The organism is Janthinobacterium sp. GW456P, assembly GCF_002127655.1.
Lineage (GTDB): Bacteria > Pseudomonadota > Gammaproteobacteria > Burkholderiales > Burkholderiaceae_D > Janthinobacterium.
In genome coordinates, this window is the sequence record NZ_NEHB01000008.1 from 133,115 (window position 1) to 159,584 (window position 26,470).

A 26,470-nucleotide genomic window follows, 5' to 3' on the forward strand; every position below is an offset into this window, starting at 1 on the left:
CACTAAATGGTAGAGCTTGTTGATGTAGGTTCATCCGGAACTGGCGTGCGCGGCATCAGCTCGGCGATCAGGCTGGCCAAGTGTGCTTGCACGTCATTTTTTGCCGCATCAAAGGCGCGGCGCAAGGCCCATTCGAAGGAATAGGCATCGGCGCTGCCATGGCTCTTGAAGACGAGGCCACGCAAGCCCAGCAGGCTGGCGCCGTTGTAACGCGATGGATTCAAACGGTTGCCGATGGCTTTCAGGGCCCCGCGGGCGATCAGCGCGCCCAGCATGGTAATCGGATTGCGCTTGAATTCGGAAGTGAGCACGTCTTTCATGAAGCGCGCCAGGCCTTCGATGGCCTTCAGGGTCACGTTGCCGACAAAACCGTCGCAGACGACGATATCGGTCGTGCCCTTGAAGATATCGTTGCCTTCCACGTTGCCGTGGAAGTTCAGCGCGCCACGCTCGTGGTCGGCCTGCAGCAGCTTCGAGGTGAGTTTCACCACTTCATTGCCCTTGATATCTTCCGTGCCCACGTTCAGCAAGCCGATCGTGGGGCGGGCGATGCCTTCCATGGCGGACACGAGCACGGAACCCATGATGGCGAACTGGTGCAAGTGATGCGGTTCGCAATCGACGTTGGCGCCCAGGTCCAGCATGTAGGTCGGGCCGTTCTTTTGATTCGGCAAGATGCTGCAGATGGCCGGGCGGTCGACGCCGGACATGGTTTTCAAGACATAGCGCGACACGGCCATCAGGGCTGCCGTATTACCGGCGGAGACGGAGGCTTGCGCCACGCCGTTCTTGACCTGTTCGATGGCCACGCGCATGGAGGAATCCTTCTTGCGGCGCAAGGCCACTTCCAGGGGATCGTCCATGGTAACTTGTTCGGAGGCATGCAATACCGACAGGCGCGGATGCGTGTCGGCTTTATGTTTTTTCAGTTCGGCACGAATCACGTCTTCCAATCCAACAAGGATCAGTTCGGCTTCAGGCTCATGTTTTACGAAGGAAATTGCTGCAGGGATAGTGACTGAGGGACCGTGATCTCCGCCCATGCAGTCGATAGAAATTTTGATTGTCATTTGTGTTGATTCAATACCGCTGCGGGCGTGCGGCAAGATGTGAATCGGACTGGAGCATATGCAGGGCGCAGCATGTCATGCACCGCCTGAGCAAGCTTGATTCAAAATGACGGGTGCGCAAGATGAATTGCAGCCGATAAAAAAGAAGAAGCGGCGCCACGCCGAATAACCACGCAACACCGCTTTCATCTTACCCAACAAAAACGTCGATTACTCGTCGTTTTTGGTCTTCAACACTTTACGGCCACGATAGAAGCCGTTAGGGCTGATATGGTGACGCATGTGTGTTTCGCCGGTAACTGGCTCGACGCTCAATTGCGGCGCGACCAGGAAGTCGTGCGAACGGTGCATGCCGCGCTTGGAAGGGGTTTTCTTGTTCTGTTGAACTGCCATGATGACTCCTAATACATAAGTTCTAAAATTTTAGCACAATCGATTGGCAAATACATGCGAATCGAGTATCCCAGCGGCAAAGACTACCCGAAAATAGCCCGGACCGACATCGTTTATTACAACTACATTTCACTACACTTGCCATACTCGATTACTACACGCGTTTGACACGTTCTTTACATGAAGCATAAAAAACCTACTGCGCGTCCCGCTATCGCCTCGGCGTTGCTCAGCGTACATTCGTACGCTTGCGCTACTCAAGACGATATCGGGCCGCTCGCTACGGTTTTTTAAAGCTTCCTTTCTTGCCCTACTTTATTCTGGCTTCAAGTCTTTCAGTGCCGCGAACGGCGACTTCTTTTCAGACTTGAGAGCATCGAGCTGCGCCGTATCGGGGCAGACGTCGTGTTTGGGTACCTGCGGCAGGGCCAGCAAGGCTTCATCTTCGATCAGGGCCGCGGCATCCATGCTGCGGCTGCCGACGATCACGTCGATCGTTTCATCGTTGATGATTTCTTCGATCTCGTCCGCGTGCTCGTCATCCTTGCCCAGCATCAGAACAGTCGAAGAATCGATTACGTAAGCATACGGAGTCAGGCAGCGCTGGCAAACCAGCTGAACGGTGCCGTTGACCGACAAGGTCAGTTGCGGGTAGCCCAGCTTGCTGGTGCCGCCGACGATCTTCCAGGCGATCTCGCCGGAACTATCTGCACAATCCTTGGTCAACCGGGTCATTTCAGCGACAGGAGTTACACCCTCGCGGCTCCCGCTGATACGACAAAAATCAAAGGCGTCGATCACAAAAGCATTCATTGGTAGAAAATTTCCCCGGAAAACCTGCGATAATAACAGGGTTTTTAGCACGGAGTCAAAGGCTAAGCATCTTTTTTGACGCAATCACTGCCATCAACATGACATATTCATCAACACCGTCATGCCGCATGGAGCCTCAGTTATGGGCTCTGCGCCCTGGGATTTGCGTGAAATCCCGCTGACATCGACCTGCGCGGCCATGCCGGCCGCCATCCATTACCGAATGATACCAACTTCCGTCCCATTGCGCTTGATTCTTGCATCGAGTTCGACCTACCGCAAGGAATTGCTGCAACGCCTGCGCCTGCCTTTCGAGGTGGCCGTGCCCGATCTCGACGAAAGCCCCCTGCATGGCGAAAGCCCCAGCGCCACGGCCCTGCGCCTGGCCCAGGCCAAGGCACAGGCCGTGCTCGACCGCTATCCTGGCAGCCTCGTCATCGGCTCCGACCAGGTCGCCACCCTGGACGGCGCGCAGATCGGCAAGCCCGGCAGCCACGCCAATGCATTGCTGCAACTGCAAACCATGCGCGGGCGCCAGACCGTGTTCCACACGGCACTCTGCCTGCTCGATGGGCGCCACACTCCGGCCGTGGCGCAGGTGGAAGATATTCAGACCCTCGTCACCGTGCGCGACTTGCCCGACGCGGAACTGGACGCCTACCTGCGCATCGAGCAGCCGTACGACTGCGCCGGCAGCGCCAAGAACGAAGGCCTGGGCATCGCCCTGCTCGAACGTATCGACAGCACCGACCCGACCGCCCTCACCGGCCTACCGCTGATCGCCCTCACCGGCATGCTGCGCAAGGCGGGCGTGACGTTTTTCACCATTTAAATTACCGACAAGAAGAATATGACCGGCACCCTGTACCTGATCCCCAACCACCTCGGCCTGTCCGACGGCAGCATCGACCCGCTGGCCCGCATCATTCCCGAGCAGGTGCGGCAGATCACCTCGCAACTCGATTATTTCGTCGCGGAAAACGCCAAGACGGCGCGCGCCTTCCTGAAATTGATCGGCAACCAGCATCCGCTGGCCAAGCCGCTACAGGAAATCACGATTTCCGAACTTAACGTCAATACCCCGGCGCAAGCGCTGGCCGGCTTGCTGGCACCGCTGCTGGCGGGACGGGATGCGGGCCTCGTGTCGGAGGCGGGCGTTCCCGCCGTGGCCGACCCCGGCGCCGACCTGGTGCGCCTGGCGCATCAGCACGGCATTAAAGTGCGCCCGCTCGTGGGCCCGTCATCGATCCTGCTGGCCGTGATGGCCAGCGGCTTGAACGGCCAGAGCTTCGCCTTCAACGGCTACCTGCCGACCGATGCGGCCCTGCGCGCCAAGCGCATCAAGGAACTGGAAAGCCGTTCGCGCAATGAAAAGCAAACTCAGCTCTTCATCGAAACGCCATACCGCAACGCCGCCATGCTCGAAGCCCTCGTGGCGCAATGCGCGCCATCGACCCTGATCTGCGTCGCCACCGACCTGAGCCTGGACTCGGAAAACGTGCAGACGTGGAATGGCGGACAGTGGAAGAAACAACTGGCCGCCGGCAAGGCGCCGGACCTCCACAAGAAACCGACCGTGTTCTTGCTATTGGGACAGTAATCTCCCGCGCATAAAAAACGCCACGATCAAATGATCGTGGCGTTTTTTATTGCGACGCTACCAAGCCGAGTATGACTACACCCTTCTGGTGCCCGTATTTTTCTGCCCGCCCTTGCCCGTTTCCAATACAAACTTCGCGCCGTCGTCGCGGCCCAGTACCTTGACCAGATACGGCATGACTTCGCGCAGCATCGGCTCCAGCGTGTATGGCGGGTTCAAAATGAACATGCCGCTGCTGTGCAAGCCGAAGCCGTCCGGCGACGGCGTGTTGACGGTCAGGGTCACGTGCAGCCAGTCCGCGCTGGGCAATTGCTTGAGCTTGTCGGCGAACTGGCGCGATTCCATGCGCTGCAGCACCGGGTACCAGACGGCGTACATGCCGGACGGGAAGCGCACGAGCGCGTCGGCCAGGGTGTCCTTGACCTTGCGGTAATCCATCTTGTCTTCGTATGGAGGGTCGATCAGCACCAGCGCGCGGCGCGATGGCGGCGGCAGCAGGGCTTTCAGGCTCTGGAAGCCGTCGGCCTTGGTGATGAGCACGCGTTTGCCGCGCACGGTAGGACGCTCGCCCTGGGCCAGCGCATGCGCCTCGACCTTGCGGAAGTTATCAGCCAGAATCTTGGCATCGGCAGGATGCAGCTCAAAAAGGCGCAGACGGTCTTGCTCGCGGCTGACCTTGTCGGCGCAGTACGGCGAACCCGGGTAGTAGCGCATCTTGCCGCTCGGATTCATTTCCTTGATCAGCTTCATGTACTCGGCCAGCGAGGCCGGCCAGTCCGTACGGTCCCACAGGGGCGCGATGCCCGTTTCGTACTCGGCATTTTTCGAGGCATAACCGCCGTCGAGCGCATACACGCCCGCGCCGGAGTGGGTATCGATATAACTATAGGCGGTATCTTTTTGATTCAGATATTGCAATAACTGAATCTGCACATAATGTTTCAACACATCGGCGTGATTACCCGCGTGAAAGGCGTGGCGGTAACTCAACATAAGCTGGCTAATTCCATAATAAAAATAAACAAAGGCGGGAGCGCTGACACCGGGCAGGGCATGAAAACAGACTGGAGGGGGTCAGGCTGCGGGGCCAGGAAACAGCATGGACCAGCGTAATCAGCGCGCAATTATCAGCATTATCCACCAGAAAGGTGTATTGCATCAAAAAACACCCATAAACAAGCTCATGCATTCTCGGGACCGCGGGGGCCGGGCGCGGTAGAATACGCGCATCGGGCGCCCGGCGCCCATCCGCCTACTGATCAGATACGACCATGCACAGCCTGACCCTCACGACCGATAACCGCGCCGACGTCGCGGCAGCCCTGGCCGGCCCGCGCTGGACGGTGGCCTGCCTGTGCGCGCTGTGGTGCGGCACTTGCGGCAGCTACCGCGCCACGTTCGAGGAACTGGCCGCGCGCCACCCGGATACCGTCTTCGTCTGGATCGACATCGAAGACCAGGCCGACGTGGTGGGCGACCTCGACATCGACAACTTTCCCACCCTGCTGATCCAGCGCGAGGACAACGTGGCCTTCTTCGGCACCGTGCTGCCCGACGGCGGCCTGGCGCACCGCATGGTGCAGGCGCAGCAGGCGCTCAGCGCGGCCGAACTGGCGGCGCTGGCCGGCAGCACGCAGGAACGGCGCGACTGGCAGCGCGACTGCAATCTGCGCCACCTGCTGGCCGCCACCCTGGCCTAGAACACCCGACAAAACCTGCCGCGCGTCGCCATTTGCGGCCTGCGATGCTCACTGACTCGGCGTCCCCGTGCATCCGCACAGCTCCGCTTCTCAGCCACAACTCACTGCCGCTCGCTACGGTTTTGTTAGGTGTTCTTAATAAACTTTACCCCAGGCGCAGCGGCAGGCTGCGCAGCCGTTTCCCCGTCAAGATGAAGATGGCGTTGGCCACGGCCGGCGCGATTGGCGGCGTGCCCGGTTCGCCCACGCCTTCCGGATGTTCGGCGCTGGCGATGATGATGGTTTCCACCTCCGGCGTTTGCCCCATGCGCAGCACGGGATAGTCGTGAAAGTTGCCTTGCTCGACCTTCCCTTCCTGGAACGTGATCTCGCCGCCCAGCGCCGCCGACAGGCCGAACAGCACGGCCGACTCCATCTGCTGGGCGATGATGTTCGGATTGACGGCGATACCGCAATCGATGGCGCACACGACGCGCCGCACGCGGATCTCGCCGTTTTCCACGGACACCTGCGCCACTTGCGCGACGATGCTGCCGAACGACTGGTGCAGGGCCACGCCGTGCGCATGGCCGGGCGGAGCACTGCCCGCCCTGGCGACGGCCGCATCGAGCACGGCCAGGTGGCGCGGATGCTTCGTCAACATGGCGCGGCGGAAGGCGATGCCGTCCTCCCCCGCCGCATGCGCCAGTTCGTCGATGAAGCTTTCCTTGAAGAATGCATTATGCGAATGCCCGACGGAGCGCCAGTAGCCGACCGGCACGGCACTGTCGGCGATCACGTGAGCGATGCGCTGGTTGGCGATTTCATACGGCATGTCGAATTCGCCTTCCGCCGTGGTCTTGTCCGGCCCCGCACCGGGCAAGCCGAAATTGCGCTGCAGGTACTGGTGCGTGATGGGGCCGCTGACGGAGCGATTGTCCCAGGAAGCGATACGGCCCCGCTCGTCGAGACGGGCCACAAAGCGGGCCAGCGCGGCGGGACGGTACATATCGTGCCTGGTGTCCTGTTCGCGCGTCCACACCAGCTGCACGGGCGCGCCATCGCACTGCAGCGCGATGGCCACGGCCTGCGCCACCATGTCCACTTCCAGACGGCGGCCGAAACCGCCACCGAGCAGCAGCACTTCGATGCTGACATCCTGCGCGTCGACCCCGGCCACTTTCGCCGCCACGTCGACGGCGATGCCGGGCGCCTGCGTCGACACCCACAGCATCACCTTGCCATTTTTCACCTGTGCAGTGCAGTTGACGGGTTCCATGGCGGCGTGCGCGAGGAACGGCGCGCGGTACTCGGCGCTGACCCGCCGCATGTCCTGCACGGCCTTGCCCTCCACCTCGCCGCTGGCGTGGTAGGCATAACCGGCTTCGCTATCCAACAGGCGGGCAAACTGCGCATACACGCCGGCGCTGGACAAGTTCGCCTGCGGACCAGCCTTCCACTGCGTCGGCAAGGCGGCCGCAGCCTGTTTGGCGCGCCACCAGGTGTCGGCCACCACGGCCGCGCAAGACACGCTGCGCTGGGCCAGCTGCGGCGTCAGGTCCAGCACTTTCTTTACGCCGGGCATGGCCAGGATGGGCGCCGCATCGAACGCGGACAGGGTATCGCCCAGGCGCGGCGGCAGATGCAGGGCCGCGTACAGCATGCCGGGCGGACGCGCATCGATGCCGAAACGCGCGCTGCCGTTGACTTTGGACGGTGTGTCGCGGCGCGGCGCTGGCTGGCCGATCAGTTTGAAATCCTTGGGCAGTTTCAGCACGGGCGTGCCCGGATCGATGGCGGCGGCGCGCTGCGCCAGGCTGGCGTAGCTGGCACGGCGGCCGTCCGGGTGGATCACGGCGCCATTTTCCGTGCGACATTGCGCGGCCGGCACCTGCCACTGCGCGGCGGCGGCTTGCAGCAGCATGGCGCGCGCGGATGCCCCCGCCTCGCGCATCGGGCCCCAGCCATCCTTCACGCTCGACGAGCCGCCCGTGACGATCACGCCCAGTTCGCGCGCCGCCTTGGCCACCGTCCACTGGGCCAGCGCTTTGACGCGGCCCTGGTCATCGGGATGGAAAGGCAGGCTATCTTTGAGCATGGCGACATTGCCGAAGATTTTATCGTTCGGCGCCTGGATCAGCTTGACGCTGGCCAGCGGCACGTCGAGTTCCTCGGCCACCAGCATCGGCAAGGCCGTGTGTACGCCCTGCCCCATCTCGCTGCGCGGCATGGCCAGGGTCACCATGCCATCCGTGCCTATGGCCAGCCAGCCGTTCAAGGCCACGGCGCCATCGTGGAGCGGCAGCGGCGAACTGCCATGCAGGCGCTGGCGCGGCGGCAGCACGCCCCATCCCAGTACCAGGGCGCCCACGCCGGCCACGCCGAGGCCAAGGCCGCCGAGCAGGAAACGACGGCGCGACGGGGAGGATTGTGCGGCCATGGACTGTCCTTTATAGTAATGAGTGATCGATCCAGCGCTCCAGCATATCCTGTGCCAGCACCGGACGGCTATAAAAATAACCTTGCGCCAACTTGCAGCCATGACGCAGCAGGAAGGCGGCCTGCTCTTCCGTCTCCACGCCTTCGGCGATCACCGACAATTGCATGCTCTTGCCCAGCTGGATGATGGCAATCGCAATCGCTTCGTCATTGACGTCCGTCGAGATATCCTTGATGAAGGAGCGGTCGATCTTCAAGGTCTGCACGGGCAGCTGTTTCAGATACGCGAGCGAGGAATAGCCGGTGCCGAAATCGTCGATGGCCAGACCCACGCCGATGGCGTGCAAGTCATTGATGAAGCCGAGGGCGTCGCCCGTGTTCATGATGACGGACTCCGTCACTTCCAGCTGCAGCCGCTGCGGCTCGAGACCCGTTTCCTGCAAGATGGCGGCCACCATGCCGGCGATGCTGCCGCGTTCGAACTGCTTGACGGACAGGTTGACGGCCATCTTCGGCACGTGCAAGCCTTGCGCCTGCCAGCGCATCATCTGGCGGCACGCTTCGTCAAGCACCCATTTTCCCAACTGGTTGATGAAACCGCTGTCTTCAGCCAGCGGGATGAACCGCGCGGGCGGCACCAGGCCCAGTTCCGGGTGGTTCCAGCGCACCAGCGCCTCGACGCCGACCAGGCGGCCCGTGTCGATTTCCACCTGCGGCTGGTAATTGAGGAACATCTCGTTCTTTTCGATTGAACGGCGCAAGAAGGTTTCCAGGCGCAGGCGCTCGACGCCCTCGCCCGTCATCGACGGCGCATAGAAGCGGTAGCCGTTGCGCCCGCGCGCCTTGGCCTGGTACATGGCCACGTCGGCGTTGCGGATCAGCATGTTCAAGTCCAGCGCATCGTCCGGATACAGGCTGATGCCCACGCTGCAGGTGACGAACAGCTCGTGGCCGGCCACCGTGAACGGCTGGTCGAACATGGTCATCAGCTTTTCCGCCACCTGCGTCGCGCCATACTCGCCGTCGATACCTTCGAGCAGCACGATGAACTCGTCGCCGCCCAGGCGCGCCAGGGTATCGCCTTCGCGCAGACGGGCCGCCAGCTGGCCGGCCACCTTCTGCAGCAATTCGTCGCCCACGTGGTGGCCCAGGGTGTCGTTGACGTTCTTGAAGCGGTCCAGGTCGATGAACAGCACGGCCAGCTGCTCCTGGTCGCGCGCGGCGCGCAGCAGCGCGTGCTGCAGGCGGTCGTGGAACAGCAGCCGGTTCGGCAGCGCCGTCAGCGGATCGTGGTGGGCCATGTGGTCGAGCTTTTCCTGCGACTCCTTGACCAGCGTGATATCGCTGAACACGCCCACGTAATGCGTGGTGCCGGCGCGCGCGTCGCGCACGGCGCTGATGGTCAGCCACTCCAGATACAGCTCGCCGTTCTTGCGCTGGTGCCATATCTCGCCGCGCCAGAAACCGCTGGCCTTCAATTCGTCCCACATGGCCTGGTAGAACGCAGAGTCGTGGCGCGCCGAGCGTGTCAGCGAGGAATGCTGGCCCACCGCCTCGGCTTCGGTATAGCCGGTGATCTGCGTGAAGGCGGGATTGACGGTGACGATGATGCCGTCCGCATCGACCACCATCACGCCGTCGGCGATATGTTCAAGCACGGTGGCCGACAAACGCAGCTTTTCCTCGGCTTCCTTGCGCGCCGTGATATCGGCATACACCCAGATGCTGCCCTCGTTGGGGCGCAGGGGATCGAGCGCGCAACCGCTGACCAGCGCCCAGAACAGGCTGCCGTCGCGGCGCTTGTACTGGCGCTCCTCGCTGAAATCGCCGCCCGCGGCCATTGCCGGATACTGGCGTTCGCCCGCCTCCTCGAAGTCATATGAGGTCATGAACACGATGGCGGTGGAATTGCCCGTCATCTCGGCATGGCCGTAGCCAAACAGTTCCTCGCAGCGGCGGTTGACGGAAATGATGCGGCGGTGGCGCACGAACATCACGCCGAACATCACGTTGTCGAGGATCGCGCTCTGCTCCGTGAGCAGCGCCTCGATGCGCATCTCGTGGTGCTTGCGCTGGCTGATGTCGGCAATGATGCCGTCGATCCAGATGACGCCCTGCTCGCCCGCCTGCGGCTGGCCATTCTCGGCCACCCAGCGCTCGATGCCGAAAGCGTCGATGATGCGGTATTCGAGCGCATACGGCCGTTTGTCGGCCACCGCCTGGCGTACGGCGCGGCGGTGCTCGCGCCGGTCTTCCGGACAGATCAGGTCGGCCCAGGCATGCGTGGTGCCGCGCATGAACTGGTGCGCGGAATAGCCGGCGATCTCTTCGATGGCGTCGCTGACGAAATCGATGGGCCCATCGGGCCGGTAGCGAAAAACGGCGCCCGGCACCTGCGTGACGATGGTGCGGAAACGCTCTTCGCGCTGGCCCACATCCTCGAACAGCTGGCCGATGGCCGCGCGCATTTGCTCGAGCTGGGCCGTCAGGCGACCCAGTTCATCATTGCTGTGCGACGTCAGCGGCGTGTCGAAATCGCCGTGCGACAGGCGGTCGGAAAAGCGCGTCAGGCGGCGCAGGGGTTTGAGCAGGCGGCGGTTCAGGAACAGCACGATCAGCGCCATCGACACGGCCAGCTGCGCGCCCAGCACGAAAATATAGGAGATCTGCTTTTCGCGCAACTCCTGCTGGCTGCGCGCGTCGTCCATCTCGACGACGATATGGCCGATGCGTTCGCCGCGCACGAGGATATCGCGTTCGGCGCGGTACAGATTGCCCACGGGCCGCTGCGGCGCCTGCAGACGGATGAATTCCGTGTCGCCCTGCCCCAGCACCTGCACCAGCAGCACGGCGCGGTCGCGCATCACCGACTCGACCAGCGAATGGGCCGATTCCGCATTCATGTTCCACAGCGACTCCTGCATGCCCAGCGCCAGGATGTCGGCATTGCGCTGCAAGGCCTCGTTCAGGCTGGTGCGCGCCGACTGGCGTTCGTGCACGCCGACCAGCACATAGCTGCCGAAGATGGCGGGCACGACCAGGCCGCCGAACACCACCAGCAGCAGGGCGCCATAGATCGACGAGCCGTACAGCACGCGCAGGCTGGCGCGCAGGCGCTGGTAAGGTGAATTAAACATGCGGCAACAGGGCAACAGGGATCAGGCGGCCGATCATCGAGCTTTATGGGGGAAACTGGGTGGACGGGGCGGGAAGAAACTTTTTCAGGAGCAATTATGCATGGAAAAAGTAGAAAAAGTCACCAATAAACACGCGCCAGCGGCGACGTCATGCCATATAGACAGGGCTGAAAAACCACACGCGCGATGCCCCGTCTGGCCTGCGCCAGCAAAAAAGCGCGCGGCTTGCTATCATCGCGCCACTTTACCTAGAGGAACCACCATGACCTTCTCCATCTACTCCGCTTCGATCCCCGTCTTCAAACAGATCCTGGGCAGCCTGGCCGCCATCCTGGACAAGGCGGAAACGCACGCGCAAGACAAGAAAATCGACCCGAACGCCCTGCTGCAATTCCGCTTGTTCCCGGACATGCTGCCGTTCGTGCGCCAGATCCAGATCGCCACCGACTTCGCCAAGGGCTGCGGCGCGCGCCTGGCCGGCGTGGCCGTGCCGCCGTATGAAGACAGCGAACAGAGCTTTGCGGAACTGAAAGCGCGCATCGTGAAAACCATCGCCTTCCTGGAAAGCCTGCCGCAAGCGGACATCGACGGCAGCGAAACGCGCGCCATCACCACCGGCAGCGGCGAAAAGACCAAGCACTTCACGGGCCAGACCTATCTGTTCCACTACGCGCTGCCGCACTTCTTCTTCCACGCGACGACGGCGTACGACATCCTGCGCCACAATGGCATCGAAGTCGGCAAAAAAGACTTTATCGGCAGTTTCTGAGACGCATAAGCAAATCTGCTGCGCGGCGCGCTTTGCGGCCTGCGATGCTCGCCGTACTTGAGTACGGCTGCGCTTCTTAGCCACAAATCATCGCCGCTCGCTACGATTTGCTGAAGCGTCGACACACTGGAGTGATATCGCCTGATATTGCTCTAGTGCATAGCTATTTACGTATTCCGGCGCGGATACCCTTGAGAAAGAATCCGCACCCACACCACTTCCTTCTCTTCATCCGTCATCGATACCCAGTGGGCCACTTCCACCACGCTGCGGCCGCAGCCGCGGCAGATTTCGTCGAACGTCGTCGAACATACGGCCACGCAGGGCGTGTCTGGACGCGGCGGCAATTCCTTGTCAGCCATCAGGAAACCTTCGGCACGCCGAGCTTTTCCCAGCCTTCGACACCCAGCGCTTCCAAGGTGGCAATATTCTTGTCGAAAATTTCGGACGCTTCCGGGAAGGCCTCGACGGCGCGCTCGATGCTGTCTTCGCGCAGCAGGTGCAGGGTCGGATACGGCGAACGGTTGGTGTAGTTGCTGATGTCGTCCTCGAACGTCTCGGCAAACTGGTAATTCGGGTGGAAACTGGCCACTTGCAGTTCGCCCGCCAGGTGCATGTCTTCCACGGCCGCGTCGGCCACGTCGAGAAACTCGTTATAGTCGAGGAAATCGTTGAGGGTGTACGGGTGGATCAGCAAGGTCGTGTCGATCTGCTCCGGGTCCGTGTCGGCCAGGGTTTGCAGTTCGTCCATCAGCATCGCCAGCAGATCTTCGGGATTGCTCGATTCGCACACCACATAACGGATCTGCTTCTTGACGTGCACGGCCTTGGCGAACGGGCACAGATTCAGGCCGATCACGGCCTTTTCCAGCCAGGCAACGGTATTGGCGATGATGACGGCGTTGTCGTCGTCGTGGCGCGGCGGGGTGTTCATATACTTAACTCTCTATCAATAAGGCGGCCGGCAGCCGAATGGCCGGCCAAAGCCAAATTGTACGCACTCTTTGCGCAGTCTCATACCGGAGGGCGGCCAAGCTTGCGCCAGCCTCCTCGCCATGTATGCTATAACAGCGGCCAAATCGCACATCTGGCAAATTAAATTTGCAATAATTGCATTATTATCGACTAGAAACATCGCTATTGACGCCTATGTGCTGTCATCATGCTGACATAATTCTTGACTCCGGCATGTGGATATACGTACACTCGCAGCTTGATCATGGGTCTGTCCGATATTTCTCCGACGACAACAATGGAACACTATGCACGAAAACTCCTTTAAATCTACCGTCTTGGCGGCGTTGGCCCTGGCGCTTGCGCCCGCCCTCAGCCAGGCGTACGAAGCCGGTGTTGAGAGCGATAACGCGCCAGTCGCCGCCGCCGCACCAGCCCTGATCCCGATGACCGCCCAGGTCACGGCGAAACTCCCCACCCTCGACAACCGCCTGCAAAAGACCGACCGTCTGCTGAAAAACCTCAGCGACAATTCCGATCCGCTGCGCGAAGCCGACGTCTGGGGCCGTATCCGCAGCGGCTATGCGATTCCCGACATCAACAACCAGCTGGTGGCCAACCACGTCAACTGGTACGCCACCCGCCCCGACTACATCGCCCGCACCACGGCGCGCGCCTCGCGCTACATCTTCCACGTGGTGCAGGAACTGGAAAAACGCGGCATGCCGACGGAACTGGCCTTGCTGCCGTTCATCGAGTCCGCCTTCAACCCGCAGGCATTTTCCAGCGCCAATGCGGCCGGCATGTGGCAATTCGTGCCCGCCACGGGGCGCGATTTCAACCTCAAGCAGAACATGTTCAAGGACGAGCGCCGCGGCGTGCTGGCCTCGACCGATGCGGCCCTGACATACCTGCAGCGCCTGTATGACATGTTTGGCGACTGGCAACTGGCCCTGGCTGCCTACAACTGGGGCGAAGGTTCGGTACAGCGCGCCATCAAGAAAAACCAGGCGCTGGGCAAGCCGACCGACTTCGAAAGCCTGGCCGACCTGATGCCGGCCGAAACGCGCAACTACGTGCCGAAACTGCAAGCGGTAAAAAACATTATCGCCAATCCGGCCCAGTTCGGCCTGACCCTGCCCGTGGTCGACAACCAGCCGTATTTCACGGCCATCGACAAGACCAGCGACATCGACATCACCGTCGCCGCCCAGCTGGCCGAACTGTCGATGGATGAATTCAAGGCCTTGAATCCGCAGTTTAACCGCCCCGTCATCATCGGCGGCGAAAAGACCAAGATTCTGTTGCCGCAGGAAAACGCCGCCAAGTTCACCACCAACCTGGCGCAATGGGGCCATGCCTTGTCGAGCTGGACCACGCACAAGATCACCAATGCGCGCGAACGCATCGAAACGCTGGCGTCGAAATTCGGCACCACGGCCGACGTGCTGCGCCAGGCCAACAACATTCCCCAGCGCACCAGCCTGCGCGCCGGCTCCACCATCCTCGTGCCGAAAACCTCGGCCACGATGAACAACGACATCACCCAGGAAATCGCCGACAGCGCCACCATGCTGCTGGAAGCGGACCGTCCTGAACGGGCTGCCAAAGCATTGCGCCGCGCCGCCAAGGGTGGCAAGGTACAGGCAGCGCCAATTTCCCTGGTGAAACCACGCATCCAGCGCGGCGGCGGCAACAACCGCGCCAAGGCCCGTCACTGACCGCCTGATCCGTATCGATACACGCCACCGGCCGCCACAGCATTGCTGTCGCGGCCGGTTGCACATCCGCCCCACCTATCCAGACAGGAGTCGTCATGGCTTTCTTGCAAGGCAAAAAAATCCTCATCACGGGCTTGCTGTCGAACCGCTCCATCGCCTACGGCATCGCCAAGGCTTGCCACCGCGAAGGCGCGACCCTCGCCTTCACGTATGTGGGCGAGCGCTTCAAGGAGCGCATCACGGAGTTTGCCGCGGAATTCGGCAGCGAACTGGTGTTCGACTGCGACGTGTCCAGCGATGAACAGATCGCCGCCGTCTTCAGCGGCCTGGCCCGGCACTGGGAACAATTGGACGGCCTGGTGCACGCCATCGGTTTCGCGCCGCGCGAGGCGATCGCGGGCGACTTCCTCGACGGCCTGTCGCGCGACAGCTTCCGCATCGCGCACGACATTTCCGCCTACAGTTTTCCCGCCATGACCAAGGCCGCCCTGCCCCTGCTGCATCCGGGCGCGTCGGTCCTGACCCTGACTTACCTGGGCGCCGTGCGCGCCGTGCCCTACTACAACACCATGGGCCTGGCCAAGGCGTCGCTGGAAGCATCCGTGCGCTACCTGGCCGAGTCGCTGGGCCCGCGCGGCATCCGCGCCAACGGCATCTCCGCCGGCCCCATCAAGACCCTGGCCGCCTCCGGCATCAAGGATTTCAGTAAACTCCTGGGCTTCGTGGCCGAGCATGCCCCGCTGCGCCGCAACGTCACCATCGAAGAGGTAGGCAACACGGCCGCCTTTTTGCTGTCCGACCTGGCGTCTGGCATCACGGGCGAGATTACCTACGTCGACGGCGGTTTTTCGCAAGTGATGGCGGTCAATCCGGAAGGAGAGTAATGCGATGGCGGCCGATACTGGACGCCTGCCACTGGGCCGCCAAAAATAAAGACAGGCATAGGCGGCATCGCATGGCGCAGGCGATAGCCGTCGTGGATCACATCCTTGCTCGCAAGTGGCGCCAGCCCCGCCACGAGCACGACCTTGGTGCGCCAGCATTGCCAGCATGCCCAGCGCTTGCCGCCAACACCCACGCATAAACGACGGCATAAACTACGTATTCCTACTGATTTCATGTAGGAAACATGTTCAAAACGTGCTAGGACTTTTTGTTTCTTCCCATTTAGCCCGTGCAAAACGGCGGCAAATACGGTATAGTGTCGTTGTGCGCTGCAATATGTTCCCTTGAAGCGATGGCAACACCGCAGTCATGCACTACAAACTTAGCAGCTTCGCAAGCCTTAGCGCATCCACAGGATGCCGCTTATAAAGCCCTCCCGCCTTGTGTGTCGCACCTGACACCGTCCCGGCGCAAAGCTTTTGTGCCGAAATTTCTTTTTAGTTGAGTCATTTCGTTTTGGTTGGCGTTGCTATTTTGCGTTCTGCTTTTTGCAAGAACGCTGATTTTTACGAAAGAAAAGAATGACATTTGAATCCTTAGGCCTGCATCCGTCCATCCTCGCCGCTCTGACCGAATCGGGCTACACCGCGCCAACCGCGGTACAGTCGCAAGCGATTCCAGCCGCGATCGAAGGCCGTGACCTGCTGGTCTCGTCGCAGACCGGTTCGGGCAAGACCGCAGCTTTCATGCTGCCGTCGCTGCACAAACTGGCCAGCGCCGAACAAAGCGCCGCCGGCAAGACGCCGAACCAGGAAATGCAAGCATCGCGCGCCCGCGGCGAGCGTCCACGTTTCAAGGCTGCCCAGCCAAAAATGCTGGTACTGACGCCAACGCGCGAACTGGCCCTGCAAGTGACCACCAACACCGACAAATACAGCACCGGCATCCGCCGCATCAAGGCTGTGTCGATTCTGGGCGGCATGCCTTACCCTAAACAGATGCAATTGCTGGCCAAGAATCCCGAGATTCTGGTCGCCACGCCTGGCCGTCTGATCGACCACATGGATTCGGGCAAGATCGACTTCTCGCAACTGGAAATCCTGGTGCTGGACGAAGCCGACCGCATGCTGGACATGGGTTTCATCGACGACATCGAAAAAATCGTGGAAGCGACGCCGGAAGGCCGTCAAACCATGCTGTTCTCGGCAACCCTGGACGGCGTCGTCGGCAACATGGCCCGCCGCATCACGAAAAACCCGCTGGTCATCCAGGTGGCAAGCTCGAGCAACAAGCATGAAAACATCACCCAGCGCGTGCACTTCGTCGACGATCTGTCGCACAAGAATCGCCTGCTGGACCACCTGCTGCGCGACGAATCGCTGGACCAGGCTGTTGTGTTCACCGCCACCAAGCGTGACGCCGACACCATCGCCGACCGCCTGAACATCGCCGGCTTCTCGGCTGCCGCCTTGCACGGCGACATGCATCAGGGCGCGCGCAACCGCACCCTGGACGGCATGCGCCGCGGCCAGGTCAAGGTGCTGGTCGCCACCGACGTTGCCGCCCGCGGCATCGACGTGCCGACGATCACCCACGTGTTCAACTACGATCTGCCGAAGTTCCCGGAAGACTACGTCCACCGCATCGGTCGTACCGGCCGTGCTGGCCGCAATGGCCTGGCCATCTCGCTGGTGAACCACGCTGAAGGCATGAACGTCAAGCGCATCGAACGCTTCACCAAGCAATTGATCCCGGTCAATGTCATCGAAGGTTTCGAGCCGAAGAAAACGGCATCGGCACCACGTTCGAGCGCCCGTCCAGGCGGCTGGAAACCAGGCGACAACCGTGGCGGCGCAAAGCCGGGCCAACGCACGTTCAGCAAGCCGGGCGCACCCCGCAAGGACGGCGCACCGAGCACCGGCGGCGGCTACAAGGGTTCCAACCCGCGCAGCACCGACGGCGCACGCCGCAGCTACGGCGACCGTTAATCACGATGAGCCGCTGCAAATTGCAGCGCGAGAAAAAGCCACCGGAGTGATCTGGTGGCTTTTTTTTGCCCGTCGATTTGGCAGCACCACACCGGCTGACTGCCGCCTCGGGAGAAATTTCCTATCATAAAAAATAAAGATACTTTCAGATAAAAAACATGAAACGCATCGAATAATCACATACGTTACTCAAGATCAAACTTCACGGAAATTTTCAGAATATAGTCACATCAGCGAATGCAGATAACGCTAGATTCAATAATGCAGCCGAGACTGGAAATTTCCACCATGAATTCCAATCCTGTACCGGAAAACAACACCACCGATCCGAAGGATAAATCCTCGATCGAGTCGAGAATACATGCAATGGATCTTCGGATGAATCACCTCGAGAATCCTGAACATCGAAGATTTGAAATAATTCAAAAAAGAACAAGCTTCTTGGCTTTACTCATTGGCATACTTTTAAGTGCAATTTCTCTGTTTGATATTTTCTGGAGCCAGCCACGCAATGAACTTTTCAGGGATATGGAAGAATTCAACAAATCTGTGAATGCCGTGGCAAACCTGCGCCAGAACATGATCCAGATTCAATACCAGTCAAACAATCCCCAAATGCTGATGGCGATGAACTCGATGGTTTCTCCGCAGGTGCTGGCAAACATACAATACGCAACAGCATTGCTGCCGCGCCTCGGGGACCATGCGGGAATTCCCCAACTATTGGTATTGATCTCGGAAGCGCTGAATATTTATGACTGGAAAAGTGCCACCACCCTGGTTGAACGGGCCGTTGCCATCAAGGATGCAGTTCCCTCGATGCAATCGGAAGCGAGACGATACAAGGCGCGACTGATGTTTTCGACCGGAAAAATACAGGAAGGACGGGCCGCTTTTCAGGATTCCCTGAATGTACTACGCAGCGAATCTGCATTCGGCATCAATGGCGCCAGAGCCTATATTATCGCAGATTGGGCGATTTCCGAATTCGCCATGGGAGACTGCAATTCCGGGAACGAACGGATCGGACAATTCATTCAGCTCTTGCAGGATCCTGAAATTCTCCCGCTCTCCCGTTCCGGATTGATTTCGACCCTAAAAAGCCAGCTTGAGCAGATCCAGTCAAGAAAAAAGAGATGCTCCTTCCCCAAAGAACTGGAAGAGGCAAGTTAGCAGCTGATTTCAAAACACTGCGCCAAAACTATCCGTGCCATACAATTCAAGCATCGCTACTGAAAATGAAAACTTTAACAGTATCCCGGTTGCTCCTTGTTTTGGTCGCCATCCTCGGCCCGCCAGCCGCTGCACAAGTCATCCTTCAACCCATGGGGATCGCTCCCATCATTGCCGGACAAACCCTGACATGCGGCGGCGCGGTTTCCTATGTCGCCGCCATCCCGGATATTGCAATGGCACGGCCAGGCGTATTACTATTTCGCCCCGATTTTTTCTACCTTCCGCCTTTTATACAATGGTTTGTCTATACACATGAATGTGCACATCAATACGTAGGCAGTAACGAAAGGGCCGCCGATTGTTGGGCAATACAGCTGGGAAGAGATCAGGGATTTTTTCCGCTGCAAGCCATTCATCAAATATGCGCCTTCACATTCCCCAACCCGGGCGACTGGACGCATTTACCAGGCCCCGCACGTTGCGCAGAAATGCAAATGTGCTACGCACATGGCCAATAACCAACTGTGGCCATCGATGTCGCTACACAACTACTTCTTCGACACCTTTTGGCGCGACAGCTTGCGCAGCTTGGCTTGCTCGAAGCGCGCATGCTGCTCCGGCGTCTCGAGCACCAGCGGCGGCACGGCCACGGGCTTGCGGTTGGCGTCCACGGCCACCATCGTGAAATAGCAGCTGTTGGCGTGGCGCACCAGGCGCTGCTGGATGTTTTCCGTCACCACGCGGATACCGACTTCCATCGAGGTCGTACCCGTGTAATTGATCGAGGCGAGGAAGGTCACCAGCTCGCCTACGTGGATAGGCTGCAGGAACATCACCTGGTCCACCGACAGGGTCACCACATAGCTGCCCGAATAGCGGCTGGCGCAGGCGTAGGCGACGCTGTCGAGGTATTTCAGGATGGTGCCGCCATGCACGTTGCCGGAAAAGTTGGCCATATCAGGCGTCATCAAGACCGTCATCGTCAGTTCGTGGGCCGACCAGTTCATCGCGCTGTCCAAAGTGTTCTCCAAAGGGGGAATAATAAAAGTGAGGGGGATGTAAAAACCGGCCCCAGGGGCCGGTGCAGACCTTACAGGCCCAGGGTGTCGATATCGGCCAGCGACTCGCGGCCCTTGTCGGAAATGTCGTGGCCCTCGCCTTCGGCGCGCGCCACGATATGGGCTTTCTTGCCCAGGAAATAGGCAACGTCCGTATCGAGTTTGGTCAGCGGATCGGCGGCGACGGCGCGCAAACCCATGATGCAGCGGCGCAGGAACAGCAGTTGTTGTGCTTTCTCGGTGATGGACAGACGGCCGTCGCGTGCATAGCTGAGCAGCTTCAGGCCGGACAGCCGCTTGGCATTGCGGGCCACGCAAGCACTGGGGCGCTCGGTCTTGATGCCGCGTGCAACTTGCTCCAGCGCGTCATATTCATCGGTTGTTAATTTCTCGTTCTTCATTACTTTTCCATAAAAGGCCAGGTGTTCGGCCCCCATGGTACGCGCCCCGCTGCGCATCGGCAACAGGCAACGTGCATCTACCGCCGCCCGCCATACGGCCATGCGGCGGAAACACGCGTGTGATGTCCGTTATTTGTAGCTGCGCAGCAGCAGCCATGCGAGGCCGCAACCAGCAACGGCACCCGCCAGAGCCAGCGCCACGAGGTGTTTGCTGCTAATCACGGGCCGCCGGCCCAGGTAAATTTTGTTATGCAAGGAATTGCCCACGATGGTCTCCTGTACAAGAATTTTTATGATGTCTCATTATAAGAACAGAATCGTGACGGCCGCATGACACTCGACAGCTGGAGCTTGATTTGTATCCACCCGGCAACATTTGTGGACATTTTTGTTGTTTAAATGGCGTACCACCGGCGAGGCCCGCGCCTTGCATTTCTGACTGGAAATAAACACGGCGCGCGCCTGCTCTCCGCATGCCTTGGCGTGGCGCCATGGCACGAAAACCGCTCAATGCATTTTCACGGGCGGCGGCGGCGGCGTTGGCTCCTCGACCGGCACGGGGTCGATGTGGGGCGGCGGTTCCGGCGGCGGCGTGAGGGGATCGCCTTCGGGCGGTGGCGGCATATCGGGTTCGGGCGTGCTGTGTGCACGCAGCGGGGCAAAACGGAATTGTGGCTGCATGGTGGCCTCCTTTGCTCCACTCTAGCCGATGCGGCCAAATCCTGGCGCCCGCCAGTGGCGCGCTGCAGGGGAACTAAACGGCGTGGCGCCACTCCAACCTTGCAGGCATCCCCTACAGCACGAGTGCAAGCGACCCTATGGCGCGCAAGAAAATCCTCTTTATGGCCGAGGCAGTGACCCTGGCCCATGTTGGCCGCCCACTGAGCCTGGCCCAGGGTCTGGACGAGGAAGAGTACGAAGTGCACTTTGCCTGCGCCGATGGCTATGATTTTTGTTTCAAGCAAGCCTCCTTCCGGCGCTGGCGCATTGACAGCATTTCGTCGATGCAATTCCTGCAGGCGCTGGCCCACGGCAAGCCCGTCTACACGGAAAGCACCCTGCACGCGTACGTGGAAGACGACTTGCGCCTGCTTAATGCCGTCCAGCCCGATCTCGTGGTCGGCGACTTCCGCCTGTCGCTGTCCGTCAGCGCGCGCCTGCAGCACATTCCCTACATTACCGTCAGCAACGCCTACTGGAGTCCCTACGTGCGCCAGCATTACACGGTGCCCAGCCTGCCCCTGACGGGCGTGCTGCCCATCTGGCTGGCCGATCCCCTGTTCCGCCTGATCCGCCCGCTGGCCTTCGCCTCGCATGCCGTCCCCCTGAACCGCGTGCGCCGCCGCCATGGCCTGCCATCGCTGGGCAGCGACCTGCGGCGCATCTATACGGATGCCGACCGCACCTTGTACGCCGATATTGCCCAGCTGTTCCCGCCGCACGGCATGCCGTCCACGCACGACTACCTGGGGCCCGTCATCTGGGCGCCGCCGCTCGACTTGCCGGACTGGTGGCAGCGCCCGGAATTGAGCAGCGGACGACCGATCATCTATGTCACCCTGGGCAGCTCGGGCCAAGGGCAATTGCTGCCGCGCGTGCTGCGCGCGCTGGCGCCCCTGCCCGTCACCGTGCTGGCGGCCACAGCCGGCACCATCCGCGTCGATGCCGTGCCGCCGAATGCCTATGTCGCGCCCTTTTTACCGGGCGACGCGGCCGCCCGCCGCGCCAGCCTGGTGATCTGCAACGGCGGCAGTCCCACCAGCCAGCAGGCGCTGACGGCAGGCGTGCCCGTCATCGGCATCGCCGGCAACCTCGATCAATTCCTCAATATGCACGGCATCGCGGGCGCCGGCGCAGGATTGCTGCTGCGCGCCGACCGCTTTCAGGAAACCACACTGCGCCATGCCGCCACGCGCATGCTCGACGATGGCCGGGCCAGGCTGGCGGCGCGTCAACTGGCCACGGCGATGCACGAGTATGTGCCAGGGCAACGCTTGCTGTCCCATCTGCACGCCCTGCTGGGCTCGTCGCCCCGTGGTAGCCAGCCGTGACGGGCGGCGTCGGTTTTTCTTACAACGCGTCCGGCAACACCTGCACCACGTCAACAAAAGCACGCCAAGCCATTGATTTCAAAAGAACCTCAGGCGTTGGCATGGAAGTCGCTAGGTACTGGCCATGAGCACCTGCCGACAGGACTCAGGCAAGACTTCCAGACTTACTCAACCACGAGGTGATTGACATGAAACTTTCTAAACTGAAACTGCTCCCGGCGGTAGCGACACTGGCCATGTTGTGCGCGGCCGGTGGCGCACAAGCGGGCGCCTACGGCTATTCCTACAACAATATCTTCGGCCTGGTGATCGCCGTGCCGACGGGCCAGATCACGGTGGCCAACAGCACCACCATCTCGCGCAGCACGGCCACCCTGAACGGCGTAAGCGTCATCAATGGCGGCGCCGGCTCGCTCGACGCGCCGCGCGCCAACGTCGGTGCCGTGACCAAGGGCGAGAACGACTTCACGCAGCAAGGTCCCTCGGGCAACTTTTCGCGCGGCGATGCGCAGATCGTCAGCACGCAGTTCCCCTCGTTCCCGCCCGGCTCCACCTCCACCCAGGCCGTCAACGTGGCCGAAGCGCACCTGGATGGTCCCGCCGGCACGGCCGACGCTTCCGGGCGCAACGGCTCGACCACCGGCTTTTCCGTCGATTTCGTCGTCGGCTCGCCCACGGCGACGCTGAGCTTTGACTTCCTGGCGTCGCCCTTCATGCAGGTCTTCCTGCAAAGCACGGTCGGCCAGCTGTCCACGGCCACGGCCAACCTGGTCGTCACCTTCACCATCACGGACGCGGCCGGCCTGACGGTGTTCAACTGGACGCCCGATGGCGTGGTCGGCTCGGGCATCTTCGGCGGCACGGAAAATACCGACGGCGCCAACCTGAACACCAGCCTGGCGACCAATTTCCTGACGCGCGGCAACCTGTTCACCTACGACCCCTCCGGCTGCGGCACGCCCTCGGGCACCGGCGTGGGTACTGGCTGCGGCAGCAACTTCAGCTCCGTCAGCAATGCTTTGACGGCCGGCAACTACACCTTGACCCTGAATGCGGTGGAAAGCGTGGACCTGGTGAAACAGGCGGCGACACCCGAACCGGGCACCCTGGCCTTGCTGGGCCTGGGTCTGGCTGGCCTGGGCTATGCCCGCCGCCGCAAAGTTGCCGCCTGAACCAGGCGACAGGGGGGATTCACAGGCGAGGGAGTTTCCTCGCCTTTTTTATTATGTGGCAAGCCTGTCGGTTTTCCTTACAACGGGACCGATCAGGAGACGAGGATTTTCATGACTACATTTTCTTGCACCCGGTTGCCGATGACCGTGCTGGCCTTGCTGTTGCTCGCCGGCAGCGGCACTGCCAGCGCCGCCGCCTACGGCTATTCGTACACCAGCGTTTTTGGCCTGGTCATCAGCAATCCCACCGGCTCCACTACCTTGATCAGCAATATCGACCTGTCGCGCACCACCGCCACGCTCAACGGCAGCAGCGTCATCCACGGCGGCAGCAACCAGATCGACGCACCGCAAGCGACACGCGGCGCCGTCACCAAGGGGGAAAATGATTTCAGCCAGCAAGGCATGGGCAATGCCACATATGCGCGCGGCGAGGCGCAAATCATCTCCTCGCAAATCCCGCCTTTCCCGCCGGGCTCGACCAGCACGCATACCGTGAATGCGTCGGAAACCTTTCTGACGGGCGGCGGCAGCGCCGACGCCTCGGGACGCAACGGTTCCACCACGGCCATGACCGTCAATTTCGTCGTCGGCCAACCGGGCGCGACCCTGGCCTTCGACTTCCAGGCCCTGCCTTTCATGCAGTTGTACCTCGATGCCCTGGCCGGCACGGGCTCGGCGGCCACCACGAATATGGCGATGACGTTTACCATCATCGATGAACATGGCCAGATCGTCTTCAACTGGGCACCCGACGGCAACCTGGGCTCCGGCATCCTGGGCGGCACCGAACTGGCCGACGCCGCCAGCCTCAACACAGGATACGCACAAACGCCGCTGACCAGCGGCAGCGTGTTCACCTACGATCCCGGCGGCTGCGGCGCGCCCGCGGGCACGGGTACCGGCACGACGTGCGGCGGGCAGTATGGCGCCGTCACGGACAACCTGGTGGCGGGCAGCTATACCCTGGTATTGAACATGCTGAACAGTTCCGAACTGGCGTATGTGCCGACGGACACGCCGATACCGCTACCGGGCACCTTGCCGCTGCTGGCAGCGGGCCTGGCAGCGCTGGCTCTGGCACCACGGCGGCGCCGCTGACGCGCAGGGAGCCACGTCTCACGGCCCAGCCGTGGGCGCCACCAGCAAGTCTTGCAGCGGACGGCGCAGCGAGCGCGCACTGGCCGCCGGCCCTGCGCCGATGCGCCCGAGGAACACGGCCCGCTCGACCGCCGCCGCCCCCAGCACGGCCTGGCATTGCACGGCCAGTTGCTGCGCCATTTCCTGCATGCCATCGGTGCGTGAAAAGGTGCGCCGCTCGCGCACGTAGCGGGCAAAGATCAGCGGCGTCAGTTCCGGCTGCAATTGCAGTCCCAGCTGCGTGGCCGTCAGCCAGAAGCGCTGCATGGCGCGGCCGGCCGCCACGTAATCGTCGATATGGCGCGGCGGCGCGTCGGCCAGCAGCACGAAATGCGCGGCGCAATACAGGCCGGGCAGCAAGTCCATCTGCAGCCGCGGGGCAATGGTGCCGCCCAGCCAGGTATTGAAAAAATCCACGCGGCGCCAGCTCTGCATGACCCAGCGCATCAGCCGCGCCGTCATGGCATCGACGCCGAGCGCCTGCTCCGGGATGCGGTCGGCACTGAAGCGCGCGCCCCATTCGATCACGTCGCGGTGCACCTTGTGCGCTTCGGGCATGGTCAGGCGCAGCTTCGCATTGTCGAACATCAGGCGCGCGCAGGCCAGGCGCGCGCGCCCGCCTTCGAACCACTGCACGCCGTAGCCGGGCGGCAGGCTGGCCGCCAGCGCCGCCTTTTCGCTGGCGCGCAGGCTGCGCGTGCTGAGCCGGCGCCGCTGCACGCTGCGCTGCGGCAGAAAGGCCGCCAGCGGATCTGGCAGCATGCCGGGACTGTCGACCAGCCGTACGTCGAAGGTGGGCAAGGTCTCGGGCATGGTCGTGCGCCGGCGCGCTTCCATGCGCAAGCCGTGACCGCTGGCCGCCAGTGCCATGCTTTCAAGCAAGGCGCCCAGCGACAGCTGGCTGGGATGGCCGTCGAGGTCGTACACGCAGTGGCTGCGCGTATCGAAGCCATGCACGACCACGTGCCGCTGGTCCACGACTTCAAAGCGCCACGGCTGCGTGTTGTCGCCGCTGGGCGCCCAGCGCGCCTGCTCGAGGATGTTTTCCAGCACAGAATCGATGTGCGCGATCTGCGGTACTTGCGCCATTTATGCCCCCTGCGCGGCGCGGCGCCGCTTGATGATGGCCATCGCCAGCCGTTGCAGCGGATGACGGTTGCCGCCGGGACGCCAGGTATGCACGAGCTTGTTGCGGTAGGCGTCGAAATGCACGCCGTGCGGCGCCGCCATCACCTTGCCGCGTTTTAATAAAATTTTCAAGGCTTCCGTGGCGGCCGCACCCGCGCACAACTGGCAACCCATGATGGTCGACGGCCCGCGCCGCTCCTTCAGGTTGATGGCGGACGGATCGACAAGGTAAGGCCCGTGCAAGCCGGACGGCGCCAGCCCGACGAGGAAGCGCAGGGCCTTCTCTTCTTCGGGCAAGTCGCCCCAGCCAAAATACTCTTCGAACGTCATGCCGCCCGGCATGAAGCTGAGCACGGCCGTGCCCATGCCCAGCGGCGCGGCCGTGATGGCGGGAATGCCCAGGCGGGCGCAAGTGGCGAAGGTGGCCTGGCGCGCGGGAAAGGCGAAGAAATCGAGGCCATCCACGTACAGGTCGACACCGGCAAAGAACTCGGCCAGGTTGCTGTCGTGTATGCCGTCGGGAAATTGTTTAATCTCAAGTTCGGGATTGATGTCCATCGCCATCTGCGCCAGCACGGCCACCTTGGGCTGGCCCAGGGTTGACATCATGGCGCCGGCCTGGCGGTTGAAGTTGGCGATATCGAAGGTATCGAAATCGGCGATGTGAAAAGCGCCGATGCCCAGCCGCGCCAGGGTCAGCAAGTGTACGCCGCCCACGCCCCCCATGCCCGCGATGGCCACGCGCTTGCCGCGCAAGCTGTTTTGCTCCGCCTGCGTGACCCAGCCCAGGTTGCGGGCAAATGCCGCGTGATAGGAAAAACCCTCTGTCATGCTCACCTCTTCTGTGCATCCATTGCGGACGAAAAAGTTTGGACAGGTGAGCCGGGGATAAGTTC

General features: G+C 61.5%; 25 protein-coding genes. 12 read left to right on the forward strand and 13 right to left on the reverse strand.

What is annotated here, in order from left to right; translation table 11 throughout:
• Positions 1-2 precede the first annotated feature (2 nt).
• The 3 genes from plsX to CBW66_RS09950 form a co-directional block, all read right to left on the reverse strand.
• Complete coding sequence (plsX, locus tag CBW66_RS09940; protein ID WP_086140343.1) at positions 3-1,070, reverse strand: phosphate acyltransferase PlsX; 1,068 nt, start codon at positions 1,068-1,070, stop codon at positions 3-5.
• A gap of 210 nt (positions 1,071-1,280) precedes the next feature.
• Entirely contained in the window at positions 1,281-1,463 is a 183-nt protein-coding gene (gene rpmF / locus CBW66_RS09945) for a 50S ribosomal protein L32 (protein ID WP_034749653.1), read from the reverse strand.
• Between the two features lie 315 nt (positions 1,464-1,778).
• A complete protein-coding gene (locus CBW66_RS09950) occupies positions 1,779-2,276 on the reverse strand; it encodes a DUF177 domain-containing protein (RefSeq protein WP_086140344.1) in 498 nt (165 codons plus the stop codon).
• A gap of 223 nt (positions 2,277-2,499) precedes the next feature.
• Here CBW66_RS09950 and CBW66_RS09955 point away from each other — a divergent pair, with 223 nt between their 5' ends.
• On the forward strand, positions 2,500-3,108 hold the full coding sequence (locus tag CBW66_RS09955) for a Maf-like protein (protein ID WP_086140365.1): 609 nt from the start codon (positions 2,500-2,502) through the stop codon (positions 3,106-3,108).
• 18 nt (positions 3,109-3,126) lie between these two features.
• Positions 3,127-3,876 carry an SAM-dependent methyltransferase gene (locus CBW66_RS09960; RefSeq protein WP_086140345.1) on the forward strand — a complete coding sequence of 250 codons (750 nt, stop codon included), beginning with the start codon at positions 3,127-3,129 and terminating at the stop codon, positions 3,874-3,876.
• Positions 3,877-3,951: 75 nt separating this feature from the next.
• Here CBW66_RS09960 and CBW66_RS09965 read toward each other — a convergent pair whose 3' ends face one another.
• The gene (locus CBW66_RS09965; RefSeq protein ID WP_086140346.1) at positions 3,952-4,869 is read right to left on the reverse strand and encodes a 23S rRNA (adenine(2030)-N(6))-methyltransferase RlmJ; all 918 of its coding nucleotides are present in this window, start codon (positions 4,867-4,869) and stop codon (positions 3,952-3,954) included.
• A gap of 278 nt (positions 4,870-5,147) precedes the next feature.
• Here CBW66_RS09965 and CBW66_RS09970 point away from each other — a divergent pair, with 278 nt between their 5' ends.
• Positions 5,148-5,576, forward strand: a complete 429-nt coding sequence (locus CBW66_RS09970) for a thioredoxin family protein (RefSeq protein ID WP_086140347.1) — start codon at positions 5,148-5,150, stop codon at positions 5,574-5,576.
• 145 nt (positions 5,577-5,721) lie between these two features.
• On the opposite strand, the gene CBW66_RS09975 is transcribed toward CBW66_RS09970, so the two are convergent.
• Together CBW66_RS09975 and CBW66_RS09980 are read right to left on the reverse strand one after the other, a co-directional pair.
• Entirely contained in the window at positions 5,722-7,995 is a 2,274-nt protein-coding gene (locus CBW66_RS09975; protein ID WP_170933052.1) for a xanthine dehydrogenase family protein molybdopterin-binding subunit, read from the reverse strand.
• A 10-nt stretch (positions 7,996-8,005) separates the two neighbouring features.
• Positions 8,006-11,131, reverse strand: a complete 3,126-nt coding sequence (locus tag CBW66_RS09980) for an EAL domain-containing protein (protein ID WP_086140348.1) — start codon at positions 11,129-11,131, stop codon at positions 8,006-8,008.
• Between the two features lie 262 nt (positions 11,132-11,393).
• Here CBW66_RS09980 and CBW66_RS09985 point away from each other — a divergent pair, with 262 nt between their 5' ends.
• Complete coding sequence (locus CBW66_RS09985; RefSeq protein WP_071322895.1) at positions 11,394-11,900, forward strand: DUF1993 family protein; 507 nt, start codon at positions 11,394-11,396, stop codon at positions 11,898-11,900.
• Positions 11,901-12,067: 167 nt separating this feature from the next.
• On the opposite strand, the gene CBW66_RS09990 is transcribed toward CBW66_RS09985, so the two are convergent.
• Positions 12,068-12,262: a DUF1289 domain-containing protein gene (locus CBW66_RS09990; RefSeq protein ID WP_070255368.1), complete on the reverse strand. Its 195-nt coding sequence runs from the start codon at positions 12,260-12,262 to the stop codon at positions 12,068-12,070.
• Positions 12,262-12,834 carry a DUF1415 domain-containing protein gene (locus CBW66_RS09995; RefSeq protein WP_086140349.1) on the reverse strand — a complete coding sequence of 191 codons (573 nt, stop codon included), beginning with the start codon at positions 12,832-12,834 and terminating at the stop codon, positions 12,262-12,264. The genes CBW66_RS09990 and CBW66_RS09995 overlap by 1 nt, the downstream gene beginning before the upstream one ends.
• A gap of 328 nt (positions 12,835-13,162) precedes the next feature.
• Here CBW66_RS09995 and CBW66_RS10000 point away from each other — a divergent pair, with 328 nt between their 5' ends.
• From CBW66_RS10000 to CBW66_RS28415, 5 genes are all read left to right on the forward strand, one after another.
• Positions 13,163-14,575, forward strand: a complete 1,413-nt coding sequence (locus CBW66_RS10000) for a transglycosylase SLT domain-containing protein (protein WP_086140350.1) — start codon at positions 13,163-13,165, stop codon at positions 14,573-14,575.
• 95 nt (positions 14,576-14,670) lie between these two features.
• A complete protein-coding gene (fabI, locus tag CBW66_RS10005) occupies positions 14,671-15,459 on the forward strand; it encodes an enoyl-ACP reductase FabI (RefSeq protein ID WP_086140351.1) in 789 nt (262 codons plus the stop codon).
• Positions 15,460-16,041: 582 nt separating this feature from the next.
• Complete coding sequence (locus tag CBW66_RS10010) at positions 16,042-17,448, forward strand: DEAD/DEAH box helicase (protein ID WP_076566600.1); 1,407 nt, start codon at positions 16,042-16,044, stop codon at positions 17,446-17,448.
• A 288-nt stretch (positions 17,449-17,736) separates the two neighbouring features.
• Positions 17,737-18,621: a hypothetical protein gene (locus CBW66_RS10015; protein ID WP_139841760.1), complete on the forward strand. Its 885-nt coding sequence runs from the start codon at positions 17,737-17,739 to the stop codon at positions 18,619-18,621.
• On the forward strand, positions 18,585-19,142 hold the full coding sequence (locus CBW66_RS28415; RefSeq protein WP_139841761.1) for a hypothetical protein: 558 nt from the start codon (positions 18,585-18,587) through the stop codon (positions 19,140-19,142). Before CBW66_RS10015 ends, CBW66_RS28415 begins: the two co-directional genes overlap by 37 nt.
• 30 nt (positions 19,143-19,172) lie before the next feature.
• Here the strand turns inward: CBW66_RS28415 and CBW66_RS10020 are convergent, their stop codons facing one another.
• From CBW66_RS10020 to CBW66_RS28955, 3 genes are all read right to left on the reverse strand, one after another.
• On the reverse strand, positions 19,173-19,631 hold the full coding sequence (locus tag CBW66_RS10020) for an acyl-CoA thioesterase (protein WP_034750191.1): 459 nt from the start codon (positions 19,629-19,631) through the stop codon (positions 19,173-19,175).
• 83 nt (positions 19,632-19,714) lie between these two features.
• On the reverse strand, positions 19,715-20,083 hold the full coding sequence (locus CBW66_RS10025; RefSeq protein ID WP_086140353.1) for a hypothetical protein: 369 nt from the start codon (positions 20,081-20,083) through the stop codon (positions 19,715-19,717).
• Between the two features lie 507 nt (positions 20,084-20,590).
• A complete protein-coding gene (locus tag CBW66_RS28955) occupies positions 20,591-20,764 on the reverse strand; it encodes a hypothetical protein (protein WP_170933054.1) in 174 nt (57 codons plus the stop codon).
• Between the two features lie 137 nt (positions 20,765-20,901).
• Between CBW66_RS28955 and CBW66_RS10030 the strand changes: the two genes are divergently transcribed.
• The 3 genes from CBW66_RS10030 (at position 20,902) to CBW66_RS10040 (ending at position 24,407) form a co-directional block, all read left to right on the forward strand.
• Entirely contained in the window at positions 20,902-22,134 is a 1,233-nt protein-coding gene (locus CBW66_RS10030; protein ID WP_086140354.1) for a glycosyltransferase, read from the forward strand.
• Positions 22,135-22,322: 188 nt separating this feature from the next.
• Positions 22,323-23,306, forward strand: a complete 984-nt coding sequence (locus tag CBW66_RS10035) for an EDSAP-1 family PEP-CTERM protein (RefSeq protein WP_086140367.1) — start codon at positions 22,323-22,325, stop codon at positions 23,304-23,306.
• A 111-nt stretch (positions 23,307-23,417) separates the two neighbouring features.
• The gene (locus CBW66_RS10040; RefSeq protein WP_086140355.1) at positions 23,418-24,407 is read left to right on the forward strand and encodes an EDSAP-1 family PEP-CTERM protein; all 990 of its coding nucleotides are present in this window, start codon (positions 23,418-23,420) and stop codon (positions 24,405-24,407) included.
• A gap of 18 nt (positions 24,408-24,425) precedes the next feature.
• On the opposite strand, the gene CBW66_RS10045 is transcribed toward CBW66_RS10040, so the two are convergent.
• Positions 24,426-25,535, reverse strand: coding sequence for a nitroreductase family protein (locus CBW66_RS10045; RefSeq protein ID WP_086140356.1), 1,110 nt, complete (start codon positions 25,533-25,535; stop codon positions 24,426-24,428).
• Positions 25,536-26,405, reverse strand: coding sequence for a ThiF family adenylyltransferase (locus CBW66_RS10050; protein ID WP_086140357.1), 870 nt, complete (start codon positions 26,403-26,405; stop codon positions 25,536-25,538).
• Positions 26,406-26,470 lie beyond the last annotated feature (65 nt).